This window comes from Aeoliella fuhlenseeensis, assembly GCF_052161615.1.
In the GTDB taxonomy this organism is placed as follows: domain Bacteria; phylum Planctomycetota; class Planctomycetia; order Pirellulales; family Lacipirellulaceae; genus Aeoliella.
Window position 1 is genome coordinate 4,536,343 of the sequence record NZ_CP197417.1, and the last position, 12,983, is coordinate 4,549,325.

Sequence of the window (12,983 nt, forward strand, 5' to 3'; positions counted from 1 at the left end):
TCCAAACGACTCCATGCCGACACTCACACGACTACCGCTCGAGACCTACCTGCTCGCGGGGCAGGCAGCGCCGCTGGAGTGTGCGATTTGCCAGCACGAAAACCGTGTGTCGGCCGAGTCGTGCCACATCTGCTCGGCACCACTGTCGATCGCGCGGATCAACGCCGAGGTTCGCCGTCCCGCGCAGCTCGTCGCCTGCATCGGGGCACCGGGTACAGGGAAAACGACCTACCTTGGCATGTTGATGGACATGCTGATGCGGCAAACCGGTTCGCTGCGTACCACGCTGCTCGGGCCGCACTCGATTTCGCTGCAGCAGGCGACCACCACGGCCCTGGCTGCGGGGTGGTACCCCGACAAAACGCTTCGCGACCCCGAACATACGTGCTGGGTCCATTGTCGTGTGGAGTGTGGCCGACGACGGCGGCGAAGCGACATCGTGTTTGCCGACTTCGCGGGCGATGCGTTTGCCGAGGAACTCGAGCATCCGGGCAGTTTCCCGGCGGCCCGGGCGATGCTCGGCAAATGCTCGGCGGTGATCGTGATGACCGACGCCCAGCGGCTGCAATCGGGCGAACACGACGACGACTATCTCTCTCTCAAACTTCTTTCGCTGATCGATGAACAGAACCAGAAAGACAAGAAGAAGTTGTGGTCCACCGCGCGTAAGAACGTGCCGGTGGCGCTGGTGTTCGCAAAAGCCGACACCACGCCTGCTTGCGCCGACGATCCGGTAACCTTCGCCGAGAACCACGCCAGCAGCCTGTGGCAAGACTGCCGCCGGCGATTCCCAAAGACCAAGGTCTTCGCCGCCTCGGTCACTGGTGCTACGGGCTTCAAGCTCGTCGGTGGCCGCCGCTGCCGAGTACCACTGCGTGTGGAGCCCCAAGGCATTGTCGAGCCGTTCCGCTGGATCGTCGAGCAGATGCCCTGATGTGGGCGGTGTGCAGCGGGCCGTTGGCTGTAAGTAGTAGCGCCCTGCTCCGATCCTTTCCACTTTCCACTTCCACCCTCATTCAACTCTCAACCCCCTCCCGAAATGAACCGACCGCATGCTCCGTCCCAGTACCTCGACAGACCTCCGACTTCTGCTTCGCCAGGGGTGGTCGTGTCGTGCGCTACGGGGACGGAGATCGGACCGGCGGCATTGGAACGGCTCGAAGCCCTCGACGACGTGATTTTTGCGGCGCTCATGGGAGATGCCGACGCGCTCGATCGCTCGCGGGAGATGTGGAGCGAAGTCCGCCTGGTGATATCGGGTCCGCTGCTCGACGAGTCGCTCGCCCAGTACGCTAAACAGGCCCTGATGGTGTGGGACGCCACCCGGCACGACCCCGACGAGTCGCTTACGAAAGCCTACGCGGCGCTCGAAGTGCTGGAGATGGTCGCGGAGGACTGAGCGGGGAGCGCTACTCGCTCGCGTCGCTTTCAACCTCCTCAATAGCGAACTACTTTAACCTAAGGGTAGCGCGCCATCGGGTTGCAATACGAACTTACAGCCCAGGTGCGTTGTCTTGAAGTTGTGGTTCTGCCACTGGACGCGGGCGATGAACTGCGTGCCGGGTTGGCCTAGTTCGCTGAAGTCGACCAGCACGTAGGGGGCGTCCCAGCTTCCTTCGACGATCAGCGACAGTCCTGACACCGAGATGTCGCACAGCGTGCATTCGATGGCGTGGCTAAGTGGTTGTGCGCGGTCGTCGAGCGGTGCGGCAACCACTTGCTTGTCGATACGAAATCGCACGTGGCGACGGCGTTCGTTGGTTTGCTGAGCGTTGCCGACCAGTTGTTTGACCAGTCGGGTTGTCGCCGGCCGTTCGAAGTGAACAAGGGGGCGACTTCCGATATCGACCAGCGACTCTTCGAGGGCCCTGGTGGTCTGGCCTGGAAGGTTCAAGCATGGCCCTCCTTCGCGGCGGCCCTCGGTAAAGTAGTGGCGCCCACACTGGGGGCATGCCACTGCCGACACCCACGACATCGCGCGGGGCGTTGGCCACTCCAGCGGACGCAGGCAGCCATCGCAGCGGTTAATGAGTAGCGATCGAAAATCCTCTTGATCAGAATCTCGAAACAATAGCGAGGCAATCACTTCGTCGGACAGAAACACGGACACGGCGCACCCCCGATTGTCCCCTGGACTGACATTGCTGTAGCACCCTCGCCGCGGTGTTGCGGTCTAAGGTATACCCTAGGTCGGAGATGCGGGTTGTCCAGATTCCGGAACGACCACTCCTAGGAATCGGGGGTTACGTTCTCAAGCCGGCGGCACCCATTCGTTAGCTAGCTTAACGATTCTTTTTGGGCCCGCTTCGCGGACAGCCGAACCAAGGGGGCCGCGGGTATCGACGCTAACGACTTTGCTACTACAAAATCGAGCCACGAAGGCACTTCGAACTAGCCATCGCTGTGGCCCTCCACAGTCGACGATAGAGGACATCATGGTCTTCTAGCGGCCTTTGGCGGGTGAAACCCTGCTCGTACGGGGCAAAAAAAGTGCGGAAAGGGGGTGATTAAAAGCTGGGCCGAAGCCCCTTGCCAAAACAGCCGAATCACCCCCATAATGTGCGATTCCCTGATACGCGAGATTTCCTAGCTGGAGAGCCGAAGGTGGCAGTTCGTATTCGCATGAAACAGATGGGACGCGCCCATCGCCCGTTTTACCGCATTTGCGCCATGGACAAGCGTGCCCCGCGCGACGGTAAGGTGCTGGAAGAACTGGGTATCTACGATCCCATGGTTCCCGACACCGATGCCCGCGTGCGGCTGAATGGCGAGCGGGTGGACTACTGGCTCGGCGTTGGCGCACAGCCCTCCGAGAAGGTCGCCATCCTGATTAAAAAGTACGGTACCAACGGCACGCACGTCGACATTAACAAGTCGGCGGTCGAGAAGTTGGCCCAACCGAAGGCAGTGCCCGAGCGTGGCGAGCCGAAGTTCAAGCCGGAACCCGTAGCCGAGCCCGTTGCCGAAGAAGCTGCAGCGGAAGAAACCGCCGAAGCCGCGCCCGAAGAAGGTGCGACGCAGGCCGCCCCCGAAGAGCAAGCCGCGGAGTAGCTTTCGCTGGCAGCTCGCAAGGCGAGCGGGACGAGAAACATACATGCCATGCGGTTCGATGTGCTGACGCTGTTCCCGGAAATGTTTCCGGGGTACCTCGGCCAAAGCCTGTTGAACTTGGCAATCCAGCGCGGACTGGTGGAGGTAAACCTTCACAACATCCGCGACTGGGCGAAAGGGAAACATAAGAACGTCGACGATCGACCCTTTGGCGGTGGCCCCGGAATGGTGCTGTCCCCCGAACCGGTGGTCGAATGCGTCGAGGCCGTCCAGCAGTTGGGCGATTCGCCAGGCCGAGTGGTACTACTGACCCCCGGCGGGCGAACTTTCAACCAACGGGTGGCGGAAGAGTTCAGCGACGCGCAGCGGCTAGTGCTGCTGTGCGGCCGGTACGAAGGGTTCGATCAGCGCGTGATCGACATCCTTCAGCCGGATGAGTTGTCGATTGGCGACTTTGTCCTCAACGGGGGCGAGGTGGCCGCGATGGTGGTGATCGACGCGGTGGTGCGACTGGTGCCCGGCGTGCTCGGCGACGAGCAGAGCAACAAGCAGGACTCGTTCAGCAGCGGAAATCGCTTGCTCGAGTTCGCCCAGTACACCCGCCCGCGAGAGTACCGAGGTCACGAAGTGCCCGAAGTGCTGCTGGGTGGCAATCACCCGGCGATTGCCGAGTGGCGAAAACAGAACAGCCTTGAGCGGACCCGCCAGCGGCGGGGCGACCTGCTCGACCAAGGTGATCCTACGAAAACGAGTGCGGACGAAACGAACGAATCGTCCGCAGTGGACTAGAACCAGCGAAGGTCTAAAGTCATGAGCCAACAAATCCTTGCTCTTGTCGAAAAGTCGAGCCTGAAGAGCGACGTGCCTCAGTTCGAAATCGGCGATACCGTCGACGTTCACACCAAGATTCTGGAAGGCGACAAAGAACGCATCCAGATCTTCACCGGGGTGGTGATCGCCAGCAGCGGCTCTGGCAGCCGCGAGATGTTCACCGTCCGCCGGATCGTGAACAACGAAGGCGTGGAGCGTAAGTTCCCGCTGCACTCGCCCCGGATTGCGAAGGTCGAGGTCAAGCGTTCGGGCGTGGTTCGCCGGGCCAAGCTGTACTTCCTCCGCGATCGCGTGGGTAAGGCAGTCCGCCTGAAGGAACGCCGTCGGGACATCAAGAAATAGCTCCGAAATTGGCGAGCGTAAACTCGCTTTATTCGGATGCACATTTTCGACGCGATTTTCTTGCCGTTTTTCGGCCATTTCGCGTCTAATGGGATTAGCTCTAGCAGCACGGGAAATTTGGTTTCCCGTGCTGCTGGCGTTATACTGAGGCCTTCCCGCCTCCCTCGACCCTCCCATTTCTCTACAGGCAATATCCGATGACCAAGCGTTCGACCTCACGCCGTCAGTTCTTGCAAACCAGTTCCGCAGTGGGGGCCTCGCTGCTCATTACTGGCACCCGTGCTTCGGGTCAGGTGAAGGGAGCCAACGACCGAGTTCGACTAGCGGTGATTGGTGTCAATAGTCGTGGCGTGGCCCACCTCGATGGCTTTGGTGGGATGAAGGACGTCGAAATCGCCGCGATCGTCGACGTGGACGAGAAGGTGCTTGCCGAGCGGATGAAGGCGGTCGACAAGGCCACCGGTGGCAATCACAAGTGCCGGATGGAGACCGATCTCCGCAAGGTGCTTGAGGACAAGTCGATCGACGCGGTGAGCATCGCGACCCCCAATCACTGGCACTCGCTGATGACCATTTGGGCGGCGCAGCACGGCAAGCACGTGTACGTCGAGAAGCCCCTGAGCCACGACATCGCCGAAGGCCGCGTGGCCGTGGAAGCTCAGAAGAAGCACGGCGTCGTGATTCAACACGGAACGCAGCGTCGTAGCGACGCGGGGATCGCAGGTCTGCACGAAGCCCTGCATGAAGGTCGTCTGCCACGCCTGAAGATCGCCTACGGCTACGCCTGCAAGAAGCGTAAGGGCATCGGCCACAAGGATCCCAAGTCGCCGCCGAGCAACCTTCACTGGGACCTGTGGAAGGGGCCGGCGGTGATCGACGACTACCACGAAAACCTGGTGCACTACAACTGGCACTGGTTCTGGAAGACTGGCAACGGCGAGCTCAACAACCAAGGCACGCATCAACTCGACGTCGCTCGTTGGGCGCTCGACCCCGACCAGACACACCCCGCGCGGGCAATGGCCATCGGTGGCCGCTTCAACTGGGACGATCAGGGTGAGACTCCGAACACCATGTTCGGCGTGGCCGAGTACCCGAATGGTCAGTACCTGATGTTCAACGTTCGCAACGTCGATCACCCCAACTATAAAGAGCAGGTTTACAACGAGTACTACCTGGAAGATGGCAGCGTGATCACGGGCGAAGGTCGCTACCAGATCAAGCGTCCCGGCAGTGACAAGTTCGAGCCGCTGCCTCTCGCGAAGGGAAAAGTCACCCCCGGTGGCAACTGGCGGGCGTTCATCACGGCAGTGAAGGCGAACGACCCCACCTTGGTAAATGGCAACGTCGAAGATGCTCACTACGGCTGCGTGGTGGGGCACATCATCAACAACAGCTACCGGCTGGGCGAAGAAGTGCCGTTCAACGCCAAGGCTGGTAAGTTCGGCGACAACAAACTTGCCGCCGAGAACTTCCAGAAGCTGCACGACATCATGCAGAAGGACGCGGGCGTCAAGGACTCGGCGAACTACACCGTGGGCCCGTGGCTGGAATTCGATGCCACGAAGGAAGTGTTCACCGGCGAGCACGCCGACCAAGCCAACGTGCTGGTGAAGGACCCCAACAACGCTGGCTTCGAAGTCCCCACCGTCGACAACGTCTGAGGCCCTGCGTGTCTCGGATGCTCTCCACTTCGCTCAACACCTGGCTCGAGTGGTTGCGGCCCACGCCGCTACTACTCGGGCAGCGTGGCGAGCGGTACGCGGCCCGCTGGCTCAAGAAGCGGGGTTACAAGATCGTCGCCGGCGGGCACCGCACGCGTTACGGCGAAATCGACCTCGTTGCGGTGCTCGGCGAGACCGTTGTGTTCGTCGAGGTGAAGACGCGGGCTTCGCGCGAACTGGGCGACGCCGCCGAGGCGGTCGATGCCCAGAAGCAGCGCCGGTTCGCCCGGGCAGCACTCGGTTTCCTGAAAGAGCATGGGCTTCTCGAATACCCCGTGCGATTCGACGTCATCGCGATCGTCTGGCCTGCGGATGCACGGACACCCGAACTGCTGCACCTGCCCAATGCGTTCGAACCTTCAGGCTTCGGCCAGTTCTTTAGCTAGCCCGTTCCTAAGGCAACAAGACGCAAGGGTCGTCTTCGGGTAAGCTGGGGTTTCACGCGTACGTACCTCAGCCGGAGTTCGCCCAATGGGTTTGTTCGACGCCTTTCGCGGCGATTCGCCTCAAGATCAGTTCGCCAAGCTGCTGCTGGAGCGGCTGAAGCAAGGTGGCGAGACCCATGAAGTGGAGTACGACCGCGAGTCGTTCACCCTGTGCCGCGCCGAGGACGACCAGACGTTCTACCTTGGCAACGCGATGGCCGAGTACGAACGGGCGAGCGAAGAGGACCGCGAGAATGTGATTCGCGTGTTCCTCAGCACGTGGTTCACATCGCAGTTCACCCTGCCCGCGACGCTCGAAGACGCGCGGACCGACGTATTGGTGACGGTCCGCGATCGCAGTTACTTCGAAGTCGACATCCCGCTGTGCAGCGAAAAGCTAGCCCTCGCCGACGGGTTGATTTACAGCGAGTTCGCCGAATGCTTGGCGATTGCGCCGGTGTACGATATGCCGACGTCGATTCGCTCGCTGAGTTCCGAGGACCTCGAGGCGTGGGACGTCACGCTGTACGAGGTGATCGAGCTGGCGAAGGAAAACCTTCGCGAGATGACCGAGGAGTGCGCGCAGCTCGGCGAGCTGTTTGTCTTTTCGTCTGGCGACAGCCACGACGCGGCCCGCATGCTGCTCGTCGATGTAATGGAGCGGCTTGAAGTCAGCGGCGCGCCGATCGCCATGGTCCCCAATCGCGAAATGCTATTGGTGACGGGCGAAGATAACGACGAAGGCCTACAGGCGATGGTCGCGATGGCCCAAGAAGGGCTCGACCACGAGCGGCGGATCAGTAGCACCGCGTTCCGATTGGAGTCGGGCAACTGGTCGCCGTGGCTGCCACCCGAAGGGCATCCACTCCGCATTGCGTTTCACCTGATGCGCGTGCAGGGACAGATGGGAGACTACGAGCGGCAGGAAGAGCTACTTCGCAAGCGCGACGCGGCGAGCGGGGGCAGCATGTTCTACTCGCGATTCTCGGCCATGCAGGGAGAAGACGGCGCGATCCGCACTTATGCCATCTGGCCCGGCAGCGGCACGGCGTCGTTGCCTCGCGTCGACTACGTGATGTTCATGGCCTCTGGCCCCGATGGCATGCCGAGCCATCTGGCCGCGGTGGCGGCGTGGGACGAAGTGGAACAACTCGCCGGCGATCTAATGACGGCGGAAGACTGTTACCCAGCGCGGTACCGGGTGCACGACTTCCCTGACGACGAGGTGCTCGCGTCGTTAGGCATCGCGGAGTGGGTTGGGAAGAAGTAGTTCGTGGGGTAAGCATCCTGCTTGCCACGGCCCTCGAGTCTGCATCTCGCAAGCTGGAAGCTTACGCCACGGGGGGTCACTCAACGTTCATTCTGGCTTGGTGGTTTCAGGTAGATCCATTGGTGGCTTTTGCTCGCTGGGTTGGAGCGACATTTTCTCCCTCAGCGGCGTGCCCGCGTTCTCGATGTCTCCGCCGGTGGCCAAGTAGAACATTTGCTCCCCTGCTCCGGCGTCGGATGGCCCCGCGTCGATGTTCACGGCCTTGTTTCCATCGGCAGTGAAACGTGCCTCGCGGATCGACTGCCACTCGCCCTTGGTGGATCGTGCCCACACGTTGCCGAACTCGGCACGGCGCAGTTGCTTGGTCGATTCGCGGTTGCGAAGGAAGTCTTCGACGAACGAATAACAACCGCCGATCAGCTGCCCTTCGTTCAGCGTCGAGAACTCGGCCATCTGCTGCCAGCGTTTCTCGTCGGGCAGGTAGAAGTAGCCGACGTAGATGGTGCGATTTCCTTCATGGCGGGCGCGGACCAGGAAGCGGTAGGTTTCGCCGTTCTTCCAATCGTAATCGTAGAACGACTGCCCGCCCGTCCCCTCGCCGCCGAAGCGTTTGACACGGACTCCTTCGCCCTGGCTGACTAACTTCACCCGTCGATCTTCGGGGGTGATGCTGGGATCGTTCTGGTCACCGGGCTCCCAGACGCTGAACAGCACCACACGCTTGTCGTTGGCGAGTTGCTGGATGCCGAAGTAACCGCCGCCAAATCCCGCGGCCATGAAGTAGGTGCCCGGTGCCGACTCTTCGACCTTCATCTCCAGGTAGAACTCGGACGACTCGGGGATCGAGTAGGCCAAGTGCACCGACCGGCACGCGATGCCGGTGAGTTGCTCGCTAGCCGAAGCCGTGATCGCCGCGATCGCCGTGAGCGTGAAGGAGAGAGCGAGAAGCGTAGTGGTGATTCGCATGGGAGACTCCTGGAGGACGAGGTTCGTCGATTCTAACTCCTGGCCACGCGAAAATGTGCCTAATTTGCGGCTTTTGCGGGCTTTGCACGAAGCGAAAACCAAACCCCTCCGCAAGCGGGGCGATTCGGTTTAGAATCTAGAGCTGTAGGCGCCCCCCATCTCCCCGGCCAGGAACTTCGTTTGCCGATGACCAAGCATATTTTCGTAACCGGTGGTGTTGTCAGCTCGCTCGGCAAGGGCCTGACGAGTGCGTCGATTGGCATGCTGCTCGAAAAACGCGGCCTGCGGGTCCGGATGCAGAAGCTCGATCCGTACATCAACGTCGACCCCGGCACGATGAGCCCCTACCAGCATGGCGAAGTCTACGTGCTGGACGATGGCAGCGAGACCGACCTCGACCTGGGCCACTACGAGCGGTTCACCAACAGCCTACTCAACCGCAACTCGAACTACACCACCGGCCAGATTTATCTGGAGGTGATCAACAAGGAGCGCCGCGGCGAGTTCCTCGGCAAGACCGTGCAGGTCATCCCGCACATCACCAACGAGATCAAGAGCGTCATCGCCCGCGTTGGCCAGCCGACCAAGGACGAGCCAGCCGCCGACGTGGTGATTACCGAAATCGGCGGCACGGTGGGCGACATCGAGAGCCTGCCGTTCCTCGAAGCGATTCGCCAGTTCTCGATCGATGTTGGCAAAGAGAATTGCCTCTACATCCATTTGACGCTGGTGCCCTACCTGAAGGCCGCGAAGGAACTGAAGACCAAGCCGACGCAGCACTCAGTCACCCAGCTCCGCGAAATCGGCATTCAACCCGACGTGCTGATCTGCCGTACGGAACAACCCATCAGCCGCGAGGACTGCGACAAGATTTCGCTGTTCTGTAACGTCCCACCCAGCGCGGTGATTGAAGAGCGTGACAAGGACTTTTCGATTTACGAAGTTCCGCTCAGCCTGGTCGACAACAAGCTCGATAGCCTGATTTGCGACCGGCTCGACCTGAAGACCCGCGAGCCGAACCTCGACGACTGGCGCGAACTTTTGCATCGGCTGCGTCATCCAGATCATGAGATTCACGTCGCCGTGGTGGGTAAGTACGCCGAGCACGCCGACGCCTACAAGTCGATTTACGAAGCGCTCGACCACGCCGGCATTGCGAATAAAGCTCGCGTCCGCATCTCGCGCATTCGCAGCGAGGAAGTCGAAGCCGAAGGTCCCGAGCGACTACTGAGTGGTTGCGACGCCCTGCTGGTGCCGGGTGGTTTTGGCGAACGCGGCATCGAAGGCAAGGTCGAAGCGATTCGCTACGCCCGCGAGCGGGGCATCCCGTTCTTTGGCATCTGCCTTGGCATGCAGTGCGCGGTGGTCGAGTTCGCCCGCAACGTATGCGGCCTCGAAAAGGCCCACAGCACGGAGTTCGACAAGGACACCAATCATCCCGTGATTTGCCTCTTGGACGAACAACGCAGCGTCACCGACAAAGGTGGCACCATGCGTCTTGGGGCGCAGCCCACCGTGCTGGTCGAGGGTTCGAAGGCGGCCAATTGCTACGGCCAGCTCGATATCTCCGAGCGGCATCGCCATCGTTACGAGTTCAACAACGTCTACCGTGGCCAGTTCACGCATCATGGGTTCCAGTTCCCAGGCACCAGTCCCGATGGCGAGTTGGTGGAAGTGATTGAGATTCCCGATCATCCGTGGTTTGTCGCCGTGCAGTACCACCCCGAATTCAAGAGCAAGCCAACCGCCGCCCAGCCGTTGTTCGCCGGGTTCATCGGTGCGGCGGTCGAGCATCGCATCGCGCGTCGCGAGAAGAAAAAGAACGAGCAATCGCAGAGCTCGTCCAGCGACGTGGCGCACCACACCGGTTCGTAGTTCTCTCCAAAGGCGATCGAGGAGCATGAGGCCATGGCAACCATGCGTGCCGCGCAGGCGACTGCGCCGGGTAAGTTGGAACTGGTCGAACGTGATATCCCCGAGCCAACGGCTGGCACGGTGCGCATCAAAGTCACCGCGTGTGGCATTTGCCACAGCGACGCGATGACCATCGAGGGAGCACCCGGTATCGAGTACCCGCGCATTCCCGGTCACGAAGTGGCAGGGGTGATTGATGCCGTGGCATCGGACGTCACGCAGTGGAAGGTTGGCGACGTTGTTGGCGTCGGTTGGAATGGCGGTTACTGCGGCAAGTGCGAGCCATGCCGTCGTGGCAATCTGTTCGCGTGCGTCACGCACCAAGCGACGGGCGTAACCTACGATGGAGGCTACGCCGAGTACTTGGTCGCACCAGCGTCGGCCGTCGCGCGGATGCCGGACGATCTCGACCCCGTTGCCGCCGCGCCGCTGATGTGCGCCGGCGTGACAACATTCAACGCACTACGCAACTCGGGCGCGAGGCCGGGCGACGTGGTGGCGGTTCAGGGCGTCGGCGGACTCGGGCACTTGGGCATTCAGTACGCCAAGCGGATGGGCTACCACACCGTGGCTATCAATCGCGGCACCGATAAAGAAAAGCTGGCCAAAGAACTCGGCGCCGACGTCTACATCGACAGCACCGCTACCGACGCCGCGGACGCCCTCCAGCAAATGGGTGGCGCAGCCGCAATCTTGTCGACCGTCACCACCGGCGACGCCATGTCGGCGATGGTCGGCGGGCTCGGTATCGGTGGCAAGCTGCTGGTGATCGGGGTCGGTGGTGCCCTTCAGGTTCCACCGCTACCACTGATCATGGGCAATCGCTCGGTGGCAGGTTGGTACTCGGGCACCGCGATCGACTCCGAGGACACGCTGCAGTTCAGCTCGCGATGCGGTATCAGCTCGATGAACGAGATCATGCCCTTTTCCAAAGCCCCTGAAGCGTACGCCTACATGCTGACCGGCAAGGCACGCTTTCGTATCGTAATGACCATGCACGACTAGGCGAGAGGACGATGGACGAAGAAAAGAAACTTTACATCGACGAAGACTGGAAGGCTCAGGTCGAGGCCGAGAAAGAGGCCGCCAAGGCCGTGAATGAGCAGCCCGCCGAGGAGACTCCGGCAGCGAGTGACGACGACCCGGTAATGCCTCCCGCGTCGTTCGCAATGCTGGTTTCGACGCTGGCAACCGAATCGTTCATCGCACTGGGCATGATGGCCCATCCGATGACGGGCGAAGTCACCCCGCGTCGCAATCAGGCGAAGTACCTGATCGATACCATCGCGATGCTCGCCGAAACGACCAAAGGAAATGTCCCTGCCGAAGAAACCGCGGGGGTCGAGGAACTGCTGCACTCGCTGCGCATGGCGTTCTTGCAGTTGCCGAAGTAAAGGGTCTCCACATTGCAGGTAGCCGGACTCGCAAGAGTTCGGGCAAACTCAGAGGCAGCCCGGACTCTTGCGAGTCCAGCTACTTATTTAACTACGCGTCCGCGCGCATGAAAAAGCCACGCCCAGCTCTCTTCGTGCTCACGTTCACGGTGACTTGCATCCCGCGCCGGGTGACAACGGACGGGGTCCAACGCGTGCACAAAGAATAACTGGGCGTGGCAAGACCGAGTGCAAACTCGGCCAGGGTGGTTCTTCTGTTTGGGCTGTAGCCGGATTCGCCAGAATTCGGGAGCCACTTGCTGCAGCCCGAACTCTTGCGAGTCTGGCTACGTTTTGTTTCTTCTCTAACTCGACAATTGATCAAACAACTCGCGGAAGGTTGGCATCTGTTCCCCGATCGCTCCGGCCCATTGGGCTGGATTCCAAATCTCAACACACACCGCCGCGCCTACCAGCATCACGTCGCCGCCAGGTTCAACGCCGAGAAACTCGCGAAAGCCCTCGGGGATCACCAGTCGACCTCGGCCGGCGAGCGGCACCTCGCGATGTCGCGTCGATAGCAAGCGTCCTAGTCGCTGGACCTCGGACACCCGACCATCGAGCTTGCCCGCCTCAATTTTGCTCTTCACCAGCGCCACGCCATCGTCGAGATGCTTCTGCCAGCGTGCGAGGTTCCACAGGCTCAGGCAGCCGGGGCGTTCCTTCGCAATCAGGCAGGTCGCGTCTTTGGACTCGAGGTCGGCTAAGCCGCTCGCCAGCTCGGCGGGCAGCGACAACCGATAACGGTCGTCGAGCGTGCGAGCGACTTCACCGAGTAAGAGACCTTCGACCGACGGCATAGTTAGTAGTTCCGCGCGTCCGCCGTTCGGCCGCCGCGCTGGGCTGAATCGGACTCCCTTCGCTAGTTCACTTGGGCTGAAACCCGCGTTTTGGTTTGTTTTGCGGCCGAATTGGGTCCATTTCCCACCGGCTTCACCACATCCTAACGATTCAAAGCGCGATTGCAAGCTACGTGGGCTGAAAACCCACAGAAATGGCCATCGGAAATACGAACTGGGGAAACGCT

14 protein-coding genes are annotated in these 12,983 nt (G+C 61.1%); 11 read left to right on the plus strand and 3 right to left on the minus strand.

Translation table 11 applies throughout. The features are described from left to right. Positions 1-13 precede the first annotated feature (13 nt). A complete protein-coding gene (locus SH292x_RS17700; protein WP_442482346.1) occupies positions 14-934 on the plus strand; it encodes a TRAFAC clade GTPase domain-containing protein in 921 nt (306 codons plus the stop codon). A gap of 105 nt (positions 935-1,039) precedes the next feature. Continuing rightward, positions 1,040-1,399: a hypothetical protein gene (locus SH292x_RS17705; protein ID WP_442482347.1), complete on the plus strand. Its 360-nt coding sequence runs from the start codon at positions 1,040-1,042 to the stop codon at positions 1,397-1,399. Positions 1,400-1,453: 54 nt separating this feature from the next. Here SH292x_RS17705 and SH292x_RS17710 read toward each other — a convergent pair whose 3' ends face one another. After that, a complete protein-coding gene (locus SH292x_RS17710) occupies positions 1,454-2,110 on the minus strand; it encodes a PilZ domain-containing protein (RefSeq protein WP_442482348.1) in 657 nt (218 codons plus the stop codon). A 494-nt stretch (positions 2,111-2,604) separates the two neighbouring features. Here SH292x_RS17710 and rpsP point away from each other — a divergent pair, with 494 nt between their 5' ends. From rpsP to SH292x_RS17740, 6 genes are all read left to right on the plus strand, one after another. Further along, positions 2,605-3,051, plus strand: a complete 447-nt coding sequence (gene rpsP / locus SH292x_RS17715) for a 30S ribosomal protein S16 (RefSeq protein ID WP_442482349.1) — start codon at positions 2,605-2,607, stop codon at positions 3,049-3,051. A 48-nt stretch (positions 3,052-3,099) separates the two neighbouring features. After that, positions 3,100-3,840, plus strand: coding sequence for a tRNA (guanosine(37)-N1)-methyltransferase TrmD (trmD, locus tag SH292x_RS17720; protein WP_442482350.1), 741 nt, complete (start codon positions 3,100-3,102; stop codon positions 3,838-3,840). A 21-nt stretch (positions 3,841-3,861) separates the two neighbouring features. After that, positions 3,862-4,224, plus strand: coding sequence for a 50S ribosomal protein L19 (rplS, locus tag SH292x_RS17725; RefSeq protein ID WP_442482351.1), 363 nt, complete (start codon positions 3,862-3,864; stop codon positions 4,222-4,224). A 197-nt stretch (positions 4,225-4,421) separates the two neighbouring features. Then, positions 4,422-5,888 (plus strand): Gfo/Idh/MocA family protein, encoded by a 1,467-nt coding sequence (locus tag SH292x_RS17730; protein ID WP_442482352.1) that lies wholly within the window; start codon positions 4,422-4,424, stop codon positions 5,886-5,888. 17 nt (positions 5,889-5,905) lie between these two features. Further along, on the plus strand, positions 5,906-6,334 hold the full coding sequence (locus SH292x_RS17735; RefSeq protein ID WP_442482353.1) for a YraN family protein: 429 nt from the start codon (positions 5,906-5,908) through the stop codon (positions 6,332-6,334). A gap of 85 nt (positions 6,335-6,419) precedes the next feature. Beyond that, the gene (locus SH292x_RS17740; RefSeq protein WP_442482354.1) at positions 6,420-7,643 is read left to right on the plus strand and encodes a DUF1444 family protein; all 1,224 of its coding nucleotides are present in this window, start codon (positions 6,420-6,422) and stop codon (positions 7,641-7,643) included. Between the two features lie 87 nt (positions 7,644-7,730). Here the strand turns inward: SH292x_RS17740 and SH292x_RS17745 are convergent, their stop codons facing one another. Next, positions 7,731-8,609 (minus strand): DUF3472 domain-containing protein, encoded by an 879-nt coding sequence (locus SH292x_RS17745; protein ID WP_442482355.1) that lies wholly within the window; start codon positions 8,607-8,609, stop codon positions 7,731-7,733. Positions 8,610-8,795: 186 nt separating this feature from the next. Here SH292x_RS17745 and SH292x_RS17750 point away from each other — a divergent pair, with 186 nt between their 5' ends. The 3 genes from SH292x_RS17750 to SH292x_RS17760 are packed head-to-tail and all read left to right on the plus strand — an operon-like array spanning position 8,796 to position 11,917. Next, a complete protein-coding gene (locus tag SH292x_RS17750) occupies positions 8,796-10,484 on the plus strand; it encodes a CTP synthase (protein WP_442482356.1) in 1,689 nt (562 codons plus the stop codon). Between the two features lie 33 nt (positions 10,485-10,517). Further along, positions 10,518-11,528 (plus strand): alcohol dehydrogenase, encoded by a 1,011-nt coding sequence (locus SH292x_RS17755; protein ID WP_442482357.1) that lies wholly within the window; start codon positions 10,518-10,520, stop codon positions 11,526-11,528. Between the two features lie 11 nt (positions 11,529-11,539). Next, complete coding sequence (locus SH292x_RS17760; protein WP_442482358.1) at positions 11,540-11,917, plus strand: DUF1844 domain-containing protein; 378 nt, start codon at positions 11,540-11,542, stop codon at positions 11,915-11,917. Positions 11,918-12,261: 344 nt separating this feature from the next. Here the strand turns inward: SH292x_RS17760 and SH292x_RS17765 are convergent, their stop codons facing one another. After that, a complete protein-coding gene (locus SH292x_RS17765; protein ID WP_442482359.1) occupies positions 12,262-12,756 on the minus strand; it encodes a division/cell wall cluster transcriptional repressor MraZ in 495 nt (164 codons plus the stop codon). Positions 12,757-12,983: the final 227 nt, after the last annotated feature.